General features: G+C 27.3%; 18 protein-coding genes and 1 riboswitch. Of the genes, 14 read left to right on the forward strand and 4 right to left on the reverse strand.

Annotation, left to right across the window (positions count from 1 at the left end):
- Positions 1–3 precede the first annotated feature (3 nt).
- Together IC173_RS05965 and IC173_RS05970 are read left to right on the forward strand one after the other, a co-directional pair.
- A complete protein-coding gene (locus IC173_RS05965; RefSeq protein ID WP_227855293.1) occupies positions 4–777 on the forward strand; it encodes an ABC transporter permease in 774 nt (257 codons plus the stop codon).
- A gap of 516 nt (positions 778–1,293) precedes the next feature.
- Positions 1,294–1,515, forward strand: coding sequence for a hypothetical protein (locus tag IC173_RS05970; protein ID WP_227434761.1), 222 nt, complete (start codon positions 1,294–1,296; stop codon positions 1,513–1,515).
- 273 nt (positions 1,516–1,788) lie between these two features.
- On the opposite strand, the gene IC173_RS05975 is transcribed toward IC173_RS05970, so the two are convergent.
- Positions 1,789–2,553, reverse strand: coding sequence for a DeoR/GlpR family DNA-binding transcription regulator (locus IC173_RS05975; RefSeq protein ID WP_227855294.1), 765 nt, complete (start codon positions 2,551–2,553; stop codon positions 1,789–1,791).
- 286 nt (positions 2,554–2,839) lie between these two features.
- Between IC173_RS05975 and fsa the strand changes: the two genes are divergently transcribed.
- A complete protein-coding gene (fsa, locus tag IC173_RS05980) occupies positions 2,840–3,514 on the forward strand; it encodes a fructose-6-phosphate aldolase (protein WP_227434759.1) in 675 nt (224 codons plus the stop codon).
- 129 nt (positions 3,515–3,643) lie between these two features.
- Here the strand turns inward: fsa and IC173_RS05985 are convergent, their stop codons facing one another.
- Both IC173_RS05985 and IC173_RS05990 read right to left on the reverse strand, forming a co-directional pair.
- Positions 3,644–5,038 carry an SLC13 family permease gene (locus IC173_RS05985; RefSeq protein WP_227855295.1) on the reverse strand — a complete coding sequence of 465 codons (1,395 nt, stop codon included), beginning with the start codon at positions 5,036–5,038 and terminating at the stop codon, positions 3,644–3,646.
- Positions 5,039–5,101: 63 nt separating this feature from the next.
- Positions 5,102–6,448, reverse strand: coding sequence for an MATE family efflux transporter (locus IC173_RS05990; protein ID WP_227434757.1), 1,347 nt, complete (start codon positions 6,446–6,448; stop codon positions 5,102–5,104).
- Between the two features lie 266 nt (positions 6,449–6,714).
- A riboswitch (purine riboswitch) is annotated at positions 6,715–6,817 on the forward strand.
- A gap of 93 nt (positions 6,818–6,910) precedes the next feature.
- Between IC173_RS05990 and IC173_RS05995 the strand changes: the two genes are divergently transcribed.
- The gene (locus tag IC173_RS05995) at positions 6,911–8,287 is read left to right on the forward strand and encodes an NCS2 family permease (protein WP_227855296.1); all 1,377 of its coding nucleotides are present in this window, start codon (positions 6,911–6,913) and stop codon (positions 8,285–8,287) included.
- 91 nt (positions 8,288–8,378) lie between these two features.
- Here the strand turns inward: IC173_RS05995 and IC173_RS06000 are convergent, their stop codons facing one another.
- A complete protein-coding gene (locus tag IC173_RS06000; RefSeq protein ID WP_227434755.1) occupies positions 8,379–9,524 on the reverse strand; it encodes a DEAD/DEAH box helicase in 1,146 nt (381 codons plus the stop codon).
- 277 nt (positions 9,525–9,801) lie between these two features.
- Here IC173_RS06000 and IC173_RS06005 point away from each other — a divergent pair, with 277 nt between their 5' ends.
- From IC173_RS06005 to IC173_RS06050, 10 genes are all read left to right on the forward strand, one after another.
- Complete coding sequence (locus IC173_RS06005; RefSeq protein ID WP_227823996.1) at positions 9,802–10,509, forward strand: ABC transporter ATP-binding protein; 708 nt, start codon at positions 9,802–9,804, stop codon at positions 10,507–10,509.
- A 48-nt stretch (positions 10,510–10,557) separates the two neighbouring features.
- The gene (locus IC173_RS06010; RefSeq protein ID WP_227855297.1) at positions 10,558–12,153 is read left to right on the forward strand and encodes a putative ABC transporter permease subunit; all 1,596 of its coding nucleotides are present in this window, start codon (positions 10,558–10,560) and stop codon (positions 12,151–12,153) included.
- A 103-nt stretch (positions 12,154–12,256) separates the two neighbouring features.
- Positions 12,257–13,336 carry a lysylphosphatidylglycerol synthase transmembrane domain-containing protein gene (locus IC173_RS06015; protein WP_227855298.1) on the forward strand — a complete coding sequence of 360 codons (1,080 nt, stop codon included), beginning with the start codon at positions 12,257–12,259 and terminating at the stop codon, positions 13,334–13,336.
- Positions 13,337–13,541: 205 nt separating this feature from the next.
- Entirely contained in the window at positions 13,542–13,703 is a 162-nt protein-coding gene (locus IC173_RS06020; protein ID WP_227434751.1) for a DNA polymerase III, read from the forward strand.
- Positions 13,704–14,047: 344 nt separating this feature from the next.
- Entirely contained in the window at positions 14,048–15,316 is a 1,269-nt protein-coding gene (locus tag IC173_RS06025; protein ID WP_227434750.1) for a cation:proton antiporter, read from the forward strand.
- A 193-nt stretch (positions 15,317–15,509) separates the two neighbouring features.
- On the forward strand, positions 15,510–16,298 hold the full coding sequence (locus IC173_RS06030) for an FAD binding domain-containing protein (RefSeq protein ID WP_227434749.1): 789 nt from the start codon (positions 15,510–15,512) through the stop codon (positions 16,296–16,298).
- Complete coding sequence (locus tag IC173_RS06035; protein WP_227434748.1) at positions 16,298–16,747, forward strand: (2Fe-2S)-binding protein; 450 nt, start codon at positions 16,298–16,300, stop codon at positions 16,745–16,747. The genes IC173_RS06030 and IC173_RS06035 overlap by 1 nt, the downstream gene beginning before the upstream one ends.
- A gap of 3 nt (positions 16,748–16,750) precedes the next feature.
- On the forward strand, positions 16,751–19,015 hold the full coding sequence (locus IC173_RS06040; RefSeq protein ID WP_227434747.1) for a xanthine dehydrogenase family protein molybdopterin-binding subunit: 2,265 nt from the start codon (positions 16,751–16,753) through the stop codon (positions 19,013–19,015).
- A gap of 142 nt (positions 19,016–19,157) precedes the next feature.
- The gene (locus IC173_RS06045; protein WP_227434746.1) at positions 19,158–19,466 is read left to right on the forward strand and encodes a hypothetical protein; all 309 of its coding nucleotides are present in this window, start codon (positions 19,158–19,160) and stop codon (positions 19,464–19,466) included.
- 282 nt (positions 19,467–19,748) lie between these two features.
- Complete coding sequence (locus IC173_RS06050) at positions 19,749–20,249, forward strand: QueT transporter family protein (RefSeq protein ID WP_227434745.1); 501 nt, start codon at positions 19,749–19,751, stop codon at positions 20,247–20,249.
- Positions 20,250–20,310 lie beyond the last annotated feature (61 nt).

Genomic DNA, 20,310 nt, shown 5'->3' on the forward strand with positions numbered 1-20,310 from the left:
TATATGGAAAATATAGTAAAAGTTGAATTTTTGAAATTAAAACGATATTCTGTAATAAAGGCTGGAATTATTATGACAACACTTTCTCCACTACTGTCATTATTTTATTCAACAGCTAGTGGTGGACAATCATGGACATTTGAATATTTCATGCAACAGGTTATGACTAGTAATTGTACCCTTTTCTTCCCGATTATTATTACATTGATTGCTGGATATATCATAACACGGGAATATACAGACGATACCATAAAAAACCTATTAACAATTCCTATTCCTTACAAACAACTACTTTCCAGCAAATTACTTGTGCTACTACTCTTAACAATTTATTTCAGTTTTATAGGATGTGTTATAGCGTTAGTAATCAATATAATTGCTAGATTTCCAGGAGTAGGTTTTGGCAATATCATTAATATGTTTATTCATATTATCGGAGCAAACATTTTTGTATACATTGCTGTTTTACCCATTATCTTACTTTTCTGTTGTTCAGTAAATAACTTTTTGGGTGGTGTTGCACTTGCTTTTGTGTATGGATATTTTGGAACTTTTGAAGGAACATTATTAAATTATTATCCGATTAAAGTAAGTATGATTTTAATGGATTCTAATTGTAGTGCAGAGTATGGATATACTTATCGTATTTTTCCTGCTTTAATTGTACTGCTGTTCATTTTATTGATTTCTGGAATTATCCTTGCTGGCAAAAAGAAAGAAACTAGTGTATTAACGATTACTAAAAAGAAAAAAACAGCAAGAAAAAAGGGATGGTAATAATTTAAAAATAAGCCAACAGAAGATTATTCTTCTATCAGTTTATATTGGATAATTTTGTAAATTAAATGCTGATGTGCAATACAATATCTTTACATATATAGTATTTTCTACATTAAAAAGTAGAAGTTTCAATAATAGTTCATTGTAAAATCATAAAAAATTCATACTAAAAATGTATTATGTAAATAGAAATAAAAAATTTTAAACCATAAAATAACACCAAGCTATAATGATGATATAACCTAATATCCTCCAATTAAATCATCATTATAGTAATTCCCAACAATTAAATGCAATGAATTTAAGAAATAACATCGAGCATAGAGTATATATGCTTGATGTTATTTTTATTTTAAAACGAAAAATAGGTAATCTTTATTAAAAGTTATATATTCAGATAGTCTTAAATTACATTTAATAACTTAAAAATTATACTTGATAGAGCAAATAAATATATACATTTTGGGAAAAATAACTGTAGGAAGTATTATATTTACAGAGGAGGTAGTTTTGATGGATAGACTTAAAAGAGATATGAAAAACATGAAAGAAGATTTAAAAGAAGGTGCTAAAAAGACAGCTTATGTAATGAAAAATACTGCTGAAGACTTAAAAGATGACGCTCAAGGTGCTATGGTAAACCTAGAAATGAAGAAAGATGAAATGATGGAAAGATATGAGCAAAAGAAATTTGCAAAAGATTTAGAAAAGCAAATGAAAGATGAAATGAAATAAAGTTTTGTCTATAGATTTAGGTACTATTGTCAATAATAGTTCTTAGATAAGAAATACTATAAAAGGTTTTACAGAAGAAATAGACTTTCTAAAAATAACTGTATTATATTTAGAAAGTCTATTTCAAGTATGTTGTATTTAAATCATATCAATTTTAAAATTTTAAATATTAAATTTGATTATTGCTGTAATCATATAGAATTAAGGCTTTTAAGGATATTTACAAAATAATGGTTTATCTTTTTAATCTATTTGAAAAATATATCATTAAGTTTATAAAACATTCACATTAAATTCTGATAAAGTATTTACTATGTCAGGAGTAGGTGATTTTTCTGTAATTATAGAACTAATGTCTTCTAAATGAGCAAATTTAAAGTTTCCATCAAATTTAAATTTTTTATCTTCCATAACTATAAATACTTTTTTACTTGAATTTATTATAGCTTTTTTTGTAAGTCCATCTTCAATTTCAAATGTTGTAAGAGAAGAATTAAATGCATCTATACCACAACTGCCCATAAAAGTTTTATCAAATTTATATCTTGATATAAAGTCTATTGTCGGAGTACCAACAAATCCATCTAAGCTAAGATTTAATAAACCACCAGTAGAAATTACATTTAAATTATTGGGCTTTGAAGTAACTACATTTAGTATATCTAGCATATTTGTGACCAATGTTACTTTCTTATTGCTTTCAGCTAACAGTTTAGCCAACAATATATTGATTGTAGATATATCTAAAAATATAGTTTCTCTATCTGAAATTAGATTAAATGCTTTTTCTGCTATTATTTTTTTTGTTGGTATATTAATTTCTTTTCTATCTTTTGTATCTTGGTTTTCAAGGGTTTCTCTGACTAGTACAGCTCCACCATAAATTCTTCGTATCGAAGAAATTTTTTCTATATTTTTTAAATCTTTTCTTATACAATCTTCAGTAACATTAAATTTTGAACTGAGTTCTTTTACAGTAACTCTTCCTTCTTTTTTTAGGATATTTAATATAGCTTGAATCCTTTCTTCCGCAAACATCTTTTACCTCTTTTCCTGAATATAGTATTATAGTAAATATTATAAGATAAAAGATAAAATATCAACTATTTTAATATGGAATACAACATTAATTTAATATAAAAAGTATATTATTCTTAATAGTTTATTTAAAACTTAATAAATAAAGAAATTATAAAAATATACAACAGAATCAAACAATAAAAAAACATAAAAAACAATAATAAAAAAGTTGAAAATAATACCAAACCAATATATAATAAGAATAAATAAAATAAAAAAATAAAGTTTAAAGGGGGATATTTTAATGCAACTAATCTTAGATACAGGTAACATAGAGGAAATTAAAGAGCTAAGTACTTATTTACCAGTTGATGGTGTAACAACAAATCCAAGTATTATTTCAAAGGAAAAAAAGAATTTTAAGCAACTTATAAGTGAGATTGGTGAAATTATAGGTGAAGATATGCCTATACATGCTCAAGTATTAAGTACAAAGTATGAAGATATATTAGATGAAGCATTATATATAAGTAGTTTGAGAGAAAACATATATGTGAAAATACCTGTAACACAAGATGGTTTAAGAGCTATAAAAGACCTTCATAAAAAAGGAATAAAAATAACTGCCACTGCAATATTTACTGCTCATCAGGGATTTTTAGCTGCAAAAGCTGGAGCAAATTATGTTGCACCTTATGTAAACAGACTTGATAATATATCTGGGGATGGTGTATCTGTGGTTTCAGAGCTTATAAAAATAATAGATACTTATAATATGGATACAAAGGTACTTGCTGCTAGTTTTAAAAATGCACAACAGGTTATAGAATTAATGAAGTGTGGAGTACACAGTGTTACAGTGCCATATGATATTTGTAAATCCATGATGAATCATCCATTGACAGATTGGAGTGTTGATAAGTTTATAGAAGATTGGGAAAATACTTTTGGAAAAGGTAGCAAAACAAATAACATTTAATTTTAGAATAAAAAATTAGTTTTTATGCAATTTTATAAATAGATTTTTATAAAAAAGATGAAAATATGAATTAACTTAAGATAATAATGTTCTAAATTATTAAAAAGAAAATTCATATTTTCATCTTTGTTAAACTTCTAGACCTATAAATCTCCACCAAGGGAAGGTTATACAGATTATTATAAAATAGGTTAAAGGAATTAAAGTCAAACCATACTTAAAAATAACCTTACTATTATATAGATTCTCACCATGTCCAACCATTATTGTTGCATGATGAAAAGGCAATATGTATTGTATACTTACTACAATATAAACAAAAAGGCAAAGAACAATACTATTTTCTTTCAATATATGTAAACTTCCAAGTAATGGTATCACCACAGAGGATGTAGTGACAGCACTTCCAAGGCATATATTCAGTATTATTGTCAGGGTTATTAAAAATAATATTGAAATAGTTTTTGAAGAGTTTGGAATTAATTTTATTAAATAGTTTCCCATTATATCAACAACTCCAGAATACTTTAGTACTCCTCCAATTGAAAACGCTGCTACAAAAAAAATGAGAACTTTCCAATTTATTTCTTTTAAAGTACTAAAACCAATTATTCCTTTTAACAACAAAAGAAGTACACAAATAGACATTATAATTAGTGTATTTAAATTATGAATAAATTGAGTTAAGAACATAAAAAACATTATTCCTAAACATAAAAATACATGTTTTTGTTCATCACTTAATAAACAAAATTCTTTTTTTAGATTAGAATATGAAAATTGAAATTTATTAGAATTAAGATTATCATAAGAAGTAAATTTTATTAAAGATAATTCTTTTTTAAAAACAATTATAAATAAAAAATAAGTTATAAAACAAGTGATTATAGTTGGAACAGACATATAAAAAGCCCACTGCCCCCAGTTTATATTACAATTTCCAAGTTCTAGGACTACATAGTTTAAAAGAGTATCTCCATTTACAAAAAACATTGATGTAAATGTAGATGCTGTAAATATACTAAAGAGAAGTATAGATTTTGAATCATCAGCTAAGTGTTGTTCTTTAAAAAATTCTTTATAAAAAGCTGACACAAGAATGACTCTTGGAAATGGCTGTGGTATGAAAAATATTAATAATACACCTAAAATATATGATAAAAAAATCATTTTTTTAGGGGTATCTACAGTATTTAAAATTAATTTTTCAGAAATAATTTTTGCAACACCTGTCTTTGCAACTGCATTAGTAATTATGTAAGCAAGGATTATTATATAAAAATTTTCTGTAAATAAAAATTGTAAAATGACTTTCAAAGGTGCAATATTAAAAATAAAAGCTAATATTACAAAGACTAGTGCAACTACAGTTTTTTCAACAGAGTCTACAGCCCATATTAAGATAGTTAAAAACGATAAGCATATAGAAAATTTTATATTGAAACTATAATTTAGAAAGAAGTAAAGAATTATAGTAACCATAATAGTCATGCAAAATTGTTTTGGTTTAAGAATAATATCCATTTTTTGTATCCACCTCCATAATTTATTATATCATAATGAAGGTGAATACATTTTATTAAAAGATCATTCATTAATTCTATGATTTACAATAGCTTTAGTTTTCCAATAACCTTTTTTATAATAGATGACTGTAACAATAAGACCTAAAGTCCAACCAAAAGGTATACCCATCCAAATTCCATCTGTTCCAAATAATCTAGAAAATAAATAAGAAGCAGGAATTCTTCCAAGCCATAAAGATACGACTGAACTCATCAAAGCAAACATAGAATCACCAGCACCTTTCATTGCACTTGAAAGTACAAAGGAAGTACCAATAAATAAGAAAAAAGGTCCTATTATAAATAAGTAAGAAGAACCAATTTTAATGACATCTTTGTCTGTATTAAATAGAGAAATTAAGTTTTCTCTAAATAATAAGATTAAGGCAACGACAACAATTGCTAGAATTAAAGCCATTTTTATAGATTCACGAATTCCTTTTCTAACCCTTTCATTTTCTCCAGCACCTATATTTTGAGCAACAAAAGTGGAAACAGCAGAACCAAGGTTCATGATAGGTAAGCTTATAAAGTTTTCTATTCTAAGACCAGCTCCAAAAGCTGCCATGGCAGATGTACCATAACCATTAACTAAAAATTGAAGAGCCATGTTGCCAATTGAAAATAACATCTGTTGAACTCCACTTGGAAGTCCTAATCTAAGACCATCTTTAAATATTTTATTGTCATATACAATTCCTTTAATCTTAAATTTAAGTACTTCATGTTTTTTATTTAAATATATTATGCTAATTATAAATGATACTGCTTGAGCCATTATAGTGGCAAGTGCAACACCTTCAACTCCCATTTTCAAGACAACAATAAAAGTTAAATCTAAAACTATATTTAAAATTGTGGCTATTATTAAAAAATAAAGTGGAGTTACTGAATCTCCAAGTCCTCTAAGTATTGCACTTACTGAATTATATCCAGCAGAAAATAAGATTCCACCAAATATTATAGTAAGATACAGTTTTGATTGATTAAAAACTGATTCTGGAGTATTCATAAGCTTAAGCATAGGACCTCCAAATACTATTCCAATAACACTTATCAATATAGAGCCAATAAATAAAAGTATATATGTAGTATCAATAGTAGCTTTTACTTTTTTTAAATCTCCTGAACCATAAAACTGTGAAATTAAAATAGAAAAACCAAGACTGACACCCATAAGCATTGCTACAAGCAAAAACATTATAGGGTTAGCACCTGAGACTGCTGCCATAGCTTCTTTACCAATAAATCTACCAACTATAATACTATCAGCAGTATTGTATAGTTGTTGAAATAAACTACCAATAAGCATAGGCATAGCAAAAAAGAATATAGATTTTCCCTCATGACCTGTAGTTAAATCTTTCACCCTTATTCCTCCAAATTTAAAAATTATTAATTATCAATTTGCTATAATAAATATAATATAATCTTAACATAAACTTTATATCTGTACTATAAATAAATTGTATTAAATAATCATATATTTTATAAAAATGTAAAGAATATAAGTATGACGTAGATATAGAAAATTAACATTTAATATAATCGAATATTAATACAAATTTATTCTAATATATACGCATATATTGACAAAATTAACTATATAAATTAAAATAATATTCGTAAAGAAAAATTCATGTTTTATATTGTATAACATATAATTTTGACAATACGGGTCATAAGTTTCTACCGGAATACCGTAAATATTCTGACTATGTATACTATTATTTAGTTAAATAAATATTTATTTAACTAAATTATGAAGGATACGACTCAGCTTATTAGTTACTGCGTCGTTTTTTTGTAAAATTTAATAGGAGGTGTTGTTATGCAAACAACAAACAGTAGTACCATGCAGAAACTTTTTCCAATTTTGACTAATAAAAATGTCGACATGAAGAAAGAAGTAATTGCTGGTATAACTACTTTTTTAACTATGGCTTATATAATAGCTGTAAATCCAAACATTTTATCAGCAACAGGGATGCCAGCAGGTGCTCTTGTTACAGGGACATGTCTAGCAGCAGCATTTGGATGTATTTTAATGGGAATGGTTGCAAATCTTCCTTTTGCTTTAGCATCAGGTATGGGTCTTAATGCATTTTTTGCATACACAGTAGTCTTACAAATGGGGGTTCCTTGGGAAGTAGCTCTTACAGCGGTATTTGTAGAAGGTATCATTTTTATAATATTATCAGTAAGTGGAGTTCGTGAAGCTGTTGTAAATGCAATACCAAAGAATATGAAGCTTGCTGTTACAGGTGGTATAGGTATATTTATTGCACTTATAGGTTTAGTTAATTGTGGAATCGTAATTGGAGATCAAGCTACTCTTATAAAGATGGGGAAATTTACTCCAGCAGTAATAATAGCTTGCATAGGATTAATAATTGTAGCAGTATTAGATAAAAAAAGAGTTAAAGGTTCTATCCTTTTTGGAATAGTAGTAAGTTCATTACTTGCTTGGGGATTTGCATTTATGAATCCAGAATATGCACAAAAATTAGGTATATACTTACCTAGTGGAATATTCAAGTTTGAAAGTTTAGCACCGATAGCAGGTAAAATAGATTTAGGATATGTATTACATCCAACAAATATAGGTGGTTTCTTTGTAATAGTTTGTACATTCTTATTTGTTGATTTCTTTGATACAGTAGGTACATTAGTAGGGGTTTGCTCTAAAGCAAATATGCTAGATGAAAAAGGAAATGTTCCTAATGTAGGTAGAGCTTTGCTTACAGATGCAGTTGCAACTACAGTAGGTGCAGGGCTTGGAGTATCTACAGTTACAACTTATGTTGAGAGTTCAACAGGAGTTATTGCAGGTGGTAGAACTGGATGGACAGCAGTAACAGTTGGTGTTTTATTCTTAGTTGCAATGTTTTTCTCTCCTGTATTTATAGCAATTCCATCATGTGCTACAGCACCAGCTTTAATTTATGTTGGGTACTTGATGCTTGGTACAGTTAAAGATATTGAGTTTGACAATATAACTGAAGGTGTTCCAGCTTTCGTTACTATTGCTTGTATGGCATTAACTTATAGTATAGGTGATGGTTTAACTCTAGGTATATTAACTTATGTTTTTGTAAATGTATTTTACAACATATTTGGAGCTAAAAAGGCTGAAGATAAGAAACATGTTTCAGTAGTAATGATTGTTCTTGCTATATTATTTATAATAAAACTTTGGCTATTATAATAGATATTGTTTAAAAATTTAATTCAATAAAATAAAGAACTATAATTTCTAATCTATTTTGAGAAGAAGTTACAGTTCTTATTTTTTTGTATTACTTAGATATATCTACTAATTTTCCCTTTTCTAAGGTTTTAGGCACAATTGTTATATTAAATTCTTTTTGCAATTCTTTTATAATATCTAATTCTTTTTTTGTTATTATTGAAATAGTATCTCCACTTCGGTTTCCTCTAGCAGTTCTACCACATCTATGCAGATATTCATTTTTACTATTTGGAAAATCTAAATTAAAAACATGGCTTATATCTACTATATCAAGTCCACGAGCAGATAAATCTGTTGTAACTAAAATTTTTGCTTTTCCAAGTTTAAATTTATTTATTGCATTTTTTCTATCCTCTTTTGGCATATTTCCAAATATTCCAATTGCTTTATAATTATGATAGTTTAATTTTGATACTATAACATCTATGTTTTTTTCATTGTTTACAAATACAATAGCTCTTTTTGGGTTTGTAGCAGCTAATGTTTTTCTAAGAAAATTAAATTTATCTCTTATTTCCCCTAACATATATGTATGATTTATATTAGGATTTATCTGTGACTTTTCTTTTGTTTTTATTAATTCAAATTCTTTCATAAATTTATCACAAATTTTTATAGTACTATCTGTAAGACTTGCAGAACAACCTATGATTTGTCTATCTCTTAATGTAGTTTTTATTATGTCTTCTACACAAGTTATGTTTTTACCATTCAACAAATTGTCCACTTCATCTAAAACGATAGTTTTTATGTTGTGTGATTTTAACTTCTTCTGCTTTATTAAGTCTAAAACTCTTCCACAAGTTCCTATTACTATATGTGGTTTTATAGCCTTTATATTTTTTATTTGTTTTTGTATATTAACTTCTCCAATTAAAGATAGTGAAGTCAAAGGAGTTTCTGAGTTTTTTGCTAATAATTCAATTTGATTTGTAATTTGCATTACTAATTCATGTGTTGGTGCAAGTATAAGAGCCTGAGTTTCTCTTTTTGATGTATCAATTCTTTCAAATATAGGTAAAACATATGCAAGTGTTTTTCCTGTTCCAGTTTGTGAGTTGATTAATAAATCTTTATTTTGCATTATATTTTCTATAACAAGTGACTGAACTTCTGTTGGAGAAGTTATGTCTTGTTTTTTAAGTCCATTTATTAGAGTAGAACTTATCTTTAATTGTTCAAATGTGTTCATCTTTTGCTCCTTCTATTAAAAACTTATATTATTGTAGTTAACTATTTCTTATTATACATTGTTTAGTCAAATCGAACTATACATTATTTTATAATTATGTGCAATTTAGAAGTAAATATAGATGTTTTTTGTATATTTATATTGAGTTCAGTATTTTTACAATTGTCTAATACTTAAATTTAAAAATTTAGCAAATTGTAGTTGCAATTGCTTAATACTTGTTATATATTATATATAACAAGTATTAAAACTATAATATATAACATGGAGGGAAATTATGTTAAAGATAAGTAATGTATCTAAATCATATAAAAATAAAAAGGTAGTAAATAATATTTCATTTGAGGTAAATGATGGAGAGATTTTTGGCTTTATAGGTCATAATGGTGCAGGAAAAACTACTACTATTAAAGCAATTGTTGGGATACATGATTTTGAGGGAGGAGAAATACTTATAAACTCTAAATCTATAAAAAAACAATCTGTTGAGTGCAAAAAGGAAATGGCGTATATTCCTGATAATCCAGATTTATATGAAGCTCTAACTGGAATACAATACCTTAATTTTATAGCAGATATATTTGAGGTAGATAAAAATGAAAGAGAGGAATTAATAAAATACTATTCAAATAAATTTGAAATTAATAGGGCATTAGGAGATTTAATATCTTCGTATTCACATGGAATGAAACAAAAACTAGCTATAATTTCAGCTTTAATCCATAATCCTAAAATTCTAATTCTTGATGAACCTTTTGTAGGTCTTGACCCAAAAGCTTCCTTTATATTAAAGGAAATCATGAAGGAGTTTTGTAAAAAAGGTGGTTGTATATTTTTCTCAACGCATGTATTAGAAGTTGCTGAAAAAATCTGTGATAAGATTGCCATAATAAAAGATGGAAATATAATTGCTTATGGAACTACTGAAGAAGTGAAAGGAAATAATTCTCTTGAAAATATTTTTATGGAATTAATAGAAAAATAAAATGCTATTTTTACAGAATATAATGTCTAAAGTGAGGTATGATAAATTATGAGTAATCTAAGTATATTAATAAAAACTAATATAATAAATGAGTTTAAATTGAATGCTTTAAAAAATATAGACAGCAAAGAAAAACAAAAAATAATAGGAATGATGTTTTCAATAGTTGTTGTAGTAGGGCTATTAATATTTTATGTAACAAGTTTAAGCCTTTCTCTAGTTGATATTTTAAAACAAATAAATCAAATGGAAATGTTGCTTGTGTTTGGCTTTGGATTATCAACAGTAATGGCAATTGTTACATCATTATATAAAACTTCATCATATCTATTTCAAGCGAAGGATTTAGAGTTATTAACTAGTTTGCCAATAAAAGAATCTACTATATTGGCTAGTAAAATATTAATGTTAGTTGGAACTAATTATTTGTTTTCTTCAGTGTGTATGATTATACCAGCAGTAGTTTATTTTTTTAATGCCAATGTAAGTATAACCTATTTTCCTTACTTAATATTATTATTTTTGGCTCTGCCATTACTACCAATAGTTGTTTCATCAATAATTTTCTTATTTATAGGACAGCTATCATCAAGGCTAAAATATAAAAATTTAGTGTTAATCATAGGTAATGTAATATTAATTTTGGCTTATACTGTACTTCTGTCAAAATTAAACTCTATATCAGTTGAGTTATTAAAAAATAGTGCATCTATTTCAGAAACAATTAATAAAATATATCCACCTATATACTATTTTGTTGATGCTCTTAAAACTGGAAGTATAGTTTCTTTTTTAATGTTTATGGCAACATCATTGATACCATTCTTTATCTTTGTGACTCTGTTTGCAAAAGGATTTACAAAGATAAATGCTAGAATGGGTGAAAGTTATAAGACTAAAAACTATAAATTTAAAAGTAAAAAAATTTCAACACCCTCAAAGGCTCTATTGAAAAAAGAATTTAGAAGATATACTTCTTCATTTATTTACTTTTTGAATTCATCTATTGGTCTGTTATTTTTAATAGTGGCTACAATCGGTGTGTTGGCATTTGGAGCTGATAAAATAGGTGAGTTACTAAAAATGAATATAGATTTTAGTATTATAAAAATACAGTTATTAGGTGCGTTTCTATTTATAATAGTAATGAACTGCACAACATATTGTTCAATTTCTTTTGAAGGAAAGAATCTATGGATACTAAAGTCTTCTCCAATAGATGAAAGGGAGATATTTTGGTCAAAAATATTGATGAATTTTTTATTAAATGTACCATTATCTGTTTTATGTCTAATATTAGTGTCTATAAAACTAAACTTTGAAATTCAGTTCGTGATGGTAGCAAGTTGCTTGATTGTAACTATGTCAATGTTTGTAGCTTTAATGGGATTGTTATCAAATTTACTTTATCCAAACCTTGATTGGAAAAATGAAGTGGCAGTAGTAAAAAGAAGTGCAAGTATGATAGTTACAATATTAGCATCATTAATTTATATAGTTATATTTGGAGGCACATATATGTTATTGAAAGTTTCATTTCTAAATATGTATTTGATTTTAGCAAGTGTGCTTACACTTATATTAGACTTTATGCTATGGAGAATTATTTCCACTAAAGGAGTAAAAATATTTAAAAATTTATAGATATATTTGTGTTAAAAATAGACTTATTTTTTAAAGTATTGCAAAGAATATGCTAAGTAGTATACTATTGTATAGTGATATGAAAAAATTTAGGAGAAAATAAATGAGAAAATTATCCAAAAAAGAGAAAGATTTTATTCAATATGGATTTCTGATATTTTTGATATGTATTACTACTTATTTAGTATCAACCACTTTAGATGTAAAACTAATACCTAAAATTATAAGTCTAGTAAATAAAACCTATATATTTCTTGGCATACTAATAATGTTAATATATATGATAATTGAATCTATTGTGACACATTTGATAATAAATGCAGTTCAAAAAACAAAAGTAAAATTTATAGGTATCAAAATGGCTACAATGGGATTTTATTATAATTTAGTTACTCCCTTTGCATCTGGGAGTCAGCCAATGCAAATATATGCACTTACAAAGTATGATGTTAGTCTCAGTAAATCTGTAGCCATAGTTACTAATAAGACCGTTGTATTTCAAAGTACAGTTACTATATTTTGTGGAATTTTAATTTTATTGAATAAGTCATTATTAATGGAACAAGTGCATTCAGTTAGAGTTTTAATCGCCGCTGGGATGACCATGAATGTAAGCATGCTATTAGGAGGACTCTTAATAGTATTTAGTCCTAAGCAAGTAAAAATGATAGCAGAGGTTTTGATTAATTTTTTATCTAAATTTAAAGCATTTAAGTTTTTAGATTTAAAAAGAGATAGAATAAATCATTATATTGATGACTACAATTATTCTATAAAAATATTTATCAAAAATGTAAGGATTTTATTTTTAAGCATATTGCTTACTGCACTACAACTTATAGCATACTTTAGTATAGTTTATTGTGTGTATAAAGCTTCAAATTTAAAAGGAGTATCATATATACATATAATGACATTGCAAGTATTTTTATACATGGCAATATCACCAGTTCCAACACCAGGAAATGTTGGAGCAAATGAAGTTACATTTTTTACCATGTTCTCAAACATAATTCCAAAAGAATTATTGGGATATTCAGTGCTTTTGTATAGTGGATTTGTATATTATATGTTATTAATAATTTCAGGATTATTTACATTCAGAACACATTATACATTGAATAGCTGGAAACATGATAACAAAAGTAATTCTAGTTTAGGAGAAGTTATTGAAAAAGTTTAATTATTAGAAAATAAAAAGAAATATAAATTACTTAGTTTGTAAAATTTAATCGATAAAATTATTATTAGGGAAATTCTAAATATAAATATACTGCTAAAATAAGCTGTATTGTATTGAGATATTTCCCTTTTTTGATTAAAATTATAGAAATTTGAAATAATAAGTAATAAATACAAACTCTATATTATTTAGAAAAGGAGAAAATATGAAACAAAATAAAGAAAATGAAAAACAAATGAGTAATTCTAATATTAAAAAAAATAGTGATAATAAAATCGAAATTGCTGAAGAACTATATCCAAATAAAAATATAGGTAGTATGCTTGGAGATAGAATAGATAAGAAAAAAATCAATCGTCCAAGTTAATGAAGTAGTTGAAAATGGTGTGTTTTAAAAAAATAATATAATGAGATGTTTTATTGTTAAATTTAAACTTATTTTAATGAGAAAAAAAGTCGAAAATCGTCTAAAATGCACCTGTATGGGGGATAACGTTATTTTATAGATGCATAAAACTTGACAAAATCAACCTTTTCTTGGCAAGAAAAAAAAGATAAAATTATATGAGCGTTATTTAATTATCAAAAATGAAGGTAAAGTTGCAAGTGATAAAAAATATGATTGATAACATTTATTTCTGTGCTATAATTGTATAGTAAAATGAATAAATGAATATGTTGTATACATGCATATTAGGAGGAGAGACTGACATGGAATCATCTATACATACAATTGCCAGCAATAATTTATTGATAATTTTTGCTATTGTGAGTATAACTGGAATAATTTGCAGCAAACTTAGCGAAATCGTAAAAGTTCCAGATGTTGTATTATTTTTACTTGTAGGTATTTTAATAGGACCATCATTTTTGAAATTTATAGATATTCGTGGATTCCAAATAGAGAATCAACTGATACTTACATTTGGTTCTGCATTTATATTATATTTAGGTGGAAAAGAAATAAGTTTAAAAGTTTTGAGAAATGTAAAGATATCTGTATTTTTACTAGCTACTGTAGGAGTAGTGATATCTGCTTTTATAATGCAACAAGTAATAGGATTTACTTTTGGAGTAAGTGCAATGACTGCTTTATTAGCAGGAACTATAATAGCATCAACAGACCCTGCTACTCTTGTACCTATATTTAATCAAGTAAAGATAAAGGATAGAGTAAAACAAACTGTAATAAGTGAATCAGCTTTTAATGATGCAACAGGAGCTATATTAACATCAGCAGTGTTAGCTGTAATTTTATCAAATAAGTTTTCCTTAAGTGCCAATATTTATGAATTAGGTACAATGGTTGTTGTAGGAATTGTAGTTGGTCTAATTACAGGAATACTGCTTTTGAAATTGGTTAATGATAAGCCATATGGTATATTTAAAGATTTTGCACCAATAATATCTGTTATTTCAGTTGTGGTTGCATATGAATTATCTACAAAATTAGGCGGAAGTGGATATATGTCTTGCTTTATTGTAGGTATAATAACTGGTAACAAGAAAAACTTTAAAATATGGTTAAGCCAAAAATCTTATGATGCAGATTTTTATGTTGCTGAGACTTTAGGAACTATTTGTCGTATGGCGATATTCATAATATTAGGTAGTCAAGTTAATTTGGCTCAGTTAGGTAAATATTTTGTACCATCTGTAATTGCAGTGCTAGTATTAATGTTTATAGCAAGACCAATTTGTGTCTTAGTATGTGCACTTGCAGACAGAGAAGCAAAATGGAGTAAAAATGAAATATTGTTCATGATGTGGGTAAGAGAAACTGGTGTAATCCCAGCTGCACTTTGTGGTATTATTTCAGCAATGAAAGTTCCTGGATATGAAGTAATTTCATCAGTAGTATTTATGTCTATATTAATTACATTAGTAATACAAGGAAGCACTACAAAATTGGTAGCTAAAAAACTTGGATTATTAGAAGAAGAAGTGATAAATATAAGCGAAAAGGTATCAACTTTTTAGTTTTTCACTTTAAAGGATACATAATAATGGCTATTTTAAGGTTATCTAGTGATAATTATTGAAGTAGCTATTTTTTATGTAAAAATGAATTTACATAATTTACATATTGCATATATTTATTATCAAAATTTGTTGAAGCTGTGATATAATTAGTTGTATTTAAAATAAGAATAGCGAATAAGGGAGGAAATTTATGTTTACGGTTATAGATATTGTACAACCAGATACAGTGGAAGAGGCGTACTCAATTTTAAATAAAAGAAAAACTAATCAAGTAATTGGTGGAAGTGCTTTTTTAAGAATGGGGAAAAAAAGAATAGGAACAGGAATAGAGTTATCTAACCTAAACCTAGATTATATAAAAGAAGATAAAGAGTATGTTGAAATTGGTTCTATGACTACTTTTAGAACATTGGAAACAAGTTCAATAATAAAAGATAATTTTGGCAAAATAATAGAAGATTCAGTTAAAGATATAATAGGAATTCAGTTTAGAAATGTAGTAACAGTTGGTGCAACAGTATTTTCTAAATATGGGTTTTCTGATTTGATAGTGGCATTGCTTTCATTAGATACAGAAGTAGAGTTATATAAGGGTGGGAGAATTAGCCTTGAAGAGTTTTTAGATAGAGATTATGGGAAGGACTTATTGACTAAGGTGTATATAAAGAAGGAAAATAAAAAAGCCTCTTATAAGTCATTGAGAAATGCAAAAAGTGATTACCCTATTTTGAATGTGTCTGTTTCAAAAGATGGTAAGAAGTTTAAGTTGTGTGTAGGAGCAAGACCTCAAAAAGCTATGATTGCAAAAAAAGCTAGTGAATTTTTATCTAATAATGAAATTAATAAAGCTAATATAGATAGGGCAATAGAAATAGCTTCAGAGGAATTAACATTTGGTTCTAATATGAGAGCATCTAAAGACTATAGAAAAGCTATGAGTAAAGTACTTTTAAAAAGAGCTATAATGGAGGTTATTTAATGTTAGTAAAGCTTAATATAAATGGAAAAATGAAAAATATTGATATAGAGCCAGAAGAATATTTGGTTGATACCTTAAGAAAAGTTGGCAATTTAAGTGTAAAAAGGGGTTGTGATACAGGTTGTTGTGGTCTCTGTACAGTTTTAATAGATAAGAAACCTACATTATCTTGTGCGACATTAACCTTGAGAGTTTTAAATAAAGAGATAACTACAATTGAAGGTTTAGAAAATGAAGTTAAAGAATTTAGTGAAGTTTTGGTAAAAGAAGGAGCTGAACAATGTGGTTTCTGCTCTCCTGGCTTTATACTTACTGTACTTGCAATGAAAGATGAGCTTAAGAACCCTACAGACGAAGAAATAAAACATTATTTAACAGGAAATTTATGTAGATGTACAGGATATATGGGACAGTTAAGAGCTATCAAAACTTATCTGGAGGTAAAGTAGAATATGAATATAGTTGGAAAAGGAATTGAAAAAATAGATGGAATGAGTATAACAACAGGAAAACCTGTATATACTGATGATTTAGCAGCAAAAGATGCTTTAATAGTAAAGATACTTAGAAGCCCTTATGCTTATGCAAAGATAAAAGATATAGATACATCAAAGGCAGAAATGGTTGATGGTGTTGAATGTATTTTAACATATAAAGATGTACCAAAATCTAGATTTACACTTGCTGGTCAAACCTATCCAGAGCCATCACCTTATGATAGGCTAATTCTTGAAGATGTTGTGAGATATGTTGGTGATGAGGTAGCCATAGTTGCAGCTATAGATGAAAAAAGTGCAGTTAAAGCAATGAATCTTATAAAGGTAAATTATGAAGTACTAACACCTGTTTTGAATTTTGAAGAGGCAATCGGAAATAAAACTATAGTACATGATGAAGATAGACATTGTAATTTTGAAATAGGTATGCAGAGAGAAAAGAATATAGTGTCACATCATGACTATACAAAAGGTGATATAGAAGAAGTATTAAGTAATTGTGACATAGTGATTGAAGAAACATATTATACTCAAGCTCAAGCCCATGCAATGATGGAGACGTATAGATCATATAACTATTTAGATCATGCTGGAAGACTAGTTGTAGTAAGTTCAACTCAAATACCATTTCATGTTAAAAGACATCTATCCCGTGCATTAGAACTACCAGCTAGTAAAATTAGAGTTATAAAACCTAGAATTGGTGGTGGCTTTGGTGGTAAACAAACTGCTTGTGTTGAGATTTTTTCAGCTATTGTAACTTTAAAAACAGGTAAGCCAGCTAAAATAATATATGATAGAAAAGAAACTTTTAATTGTTCGACTAGTAGACATGCAATGAAACTAAAAGTTCGACTAGGTGCTACTAATGATGGAATAATAAAGGCTATCGATATAAATGCACTTTCAGATACAGGAGCATATGGAGAACATGCTTCTACAACTATTGGCTTAGTTGGGGAAAAGACTTTACCAATGTATAATAAGGTTGAGGCAACAAGATTTATCGCAGATGTAGTTTATACTAATAAAATGCCAGCAGGTGCACTTAGAGGGTATGGAGCTTCTCAAGGCTGTTTCGCTGTTGAATCAACTATAAACATGTTAGCTGACAAATTAAAAATGGACCCAACGGACTTGAGATTAAAAAATGTAGTAACACAAGGTGAAACTACCTTTGCATATGGAAAAACTTTAAATAGTGTAGACTTAGTAAAATGTATAAATAAAGGGAAAGAACTTATCGGATGGGATGAAAAATATCCTTGTAAGCATCTTGAAAATGGAAAAGTTAGAAGTGTGGGTATGGCAATTACTATGCAGGGTTCTGGTATACAAGGGCTTGATAAATCTTCAGCTGAAATAAAACTAAATGACTGTGGAGACTATACACTTATGATAGGTTCTACTGATATGGGTACAGGAAGTGACACAATTCTAGCTCAAATGGCTGCTGAAATTCTTGAGACAAGTATTGAAAATATAACAGTTATATCAGCAGATACAGATTTGGTCCCATATGACCCAGGTTCATATGCTTCAAGTACCACTTATGTAACTGGGATGGCAGTAGTTAAGGCAGCTCAGGATTTAAGGGATAAAATAATATCTGCTGGAGCAACTAAACTAGGTGTAGATAAAGACGAATTAGAATTTGATGGTATAAAATTAACTAGTAAAGAATGCAGTACTTCGTTATTTGACATAGCAGTTGACTCTACAATTGGACCAAATACTAATCAATTAATAGGTCTTGCATCTCATGGTAGTCCAGTATCACCACCACCTTTTATAGCTGGTTTTGCAGAAACTGAAATTGATAAAGAAACTGGAAAAGTTGACTTATTAAATTATGTAGCCATAGTGGACTGTGGAACAGTTATAAATAAAAACTTAGCAAAGATACAGGTTGAAGGTGGAATTGTTCAAGGTATTGGAATGGCAATGTTTGAAGAAGTTAGATATACAGAAAAAGGTAACATGGATACAAACACATTTATGCAATATAAGATTCCAGCTAGATGTGATATTGGAAATGTGGAAGTTGATTTTGTTGAAAACTATGAGCCAACAGGACCTTTTGGAGCTAAATCTGTTGGAGAGGTTGTTATAAATACACCTTTACCAGCAATACAAGAAGCTGTTTTTAATGGTGTTGGGGTTAGAGTAAATACACTTCCTATTACACCTGAAAAAGTTTTTATGGAAATGAATAAGTAAGTATTTTATACAGATTTTAGACTAGTTTTACATGTTAAACAACCAGTTATGTCATACCTGTTGAAAGATATTTAATAAGTAGTTATTATAATATTATGAAACTTTACTTGTAAAATATAAAATTAACTAAGGGGATGATGTTTTGGCTGGAAATCTAAATAATATGAGAGCAGTAAATAATTTTAGAGGAGATAATAACATTTTAGAATGTTTAGTCAGCTTTGAGGGTCGTTCAATAAGTCAGAGAAAAGCAAGGGTATTTTTTAAGGAAATGAAGAATCAAATAGAAATCGACTTCGTAGAAGAAGAAATTTCTAAACTTGTTGAAAATGTTGTTTTAAATACATCATATCAAGAAATGTTATATGATGAAATAGAGAAACAGCTGGAAATTGATTGTGTAGGAACTTGGATGATATTATCTAAATTAAAAGATGCTAGAGTTCATTGATTTTAAAATAAATTATTAGAGCCTAATTTTAAGGCTCTTTTTTAATGTTTTTAATTAAGATATAAACTTATTTTAATTTATATATATGATAATTATAACATATATTTAAAATCTAACTATTTAATTTTATATGTATTCTATTGTATAATATAAATTAGATTAATAAAATAGTTCGTTAAAATAATTTATTTATTTTAAATTATTGTTTAAGTTTATAAATTTTGTATAAAATAAAATTATATTATTAATTTTTAGCAATAAAATTTTCACTAGGAGAGATATATGAGAAGAAATAGTACCAATATAGCAGTAACAGCAGTTGTTACATCAATTTATGCAGTTTTAACTTTATCATTAGGATTTATAAGTTATGGACCAATACAATTTAGGATAGCCGAGATTATGATGCTTCTAGCATTTTTAGATAAGGGATATATAGTAGGTCTTACATTAGGTTGTTTTTTAGCCAATGTAATAGGTCCATATGGTGTACCTGATATAATTTTTGGAACATTTGCCACATTTGTAAGTGCAAGTTTAGTGTATATTACTAGAAAGTTAGGCGGTCAAAATAAAAGCACATTAATTATAGCTTCTATATGGCCTACTATCATAAATGCAATTGTAGTTGGATTAATGTTAAATATATTTTTTGGACTTCCTCTAATATTATCGATGATACAAGTAGGTTTTGGAGAATTTGTAGTAGTAACCTTGGTAGGAGTACCATTCTTTTGTTTTTTAATGAAAAAATATAGAAATATCATTGATATTAAGTTTTAGAGTGCAGAAAGTTATTTTGTAGATTAAAAATTAGTGTGAATTAAGAATAGTATTATTATAA

The organism is Clostridioides sp. ES-S-0048-02 (genome assembly GCF_020658495.1).
Classification (GTDB): Bacteria; Bacillota; Clostridia; order Peptostreptococcales; family Peptostreptococcaceae; genus Clostridioides.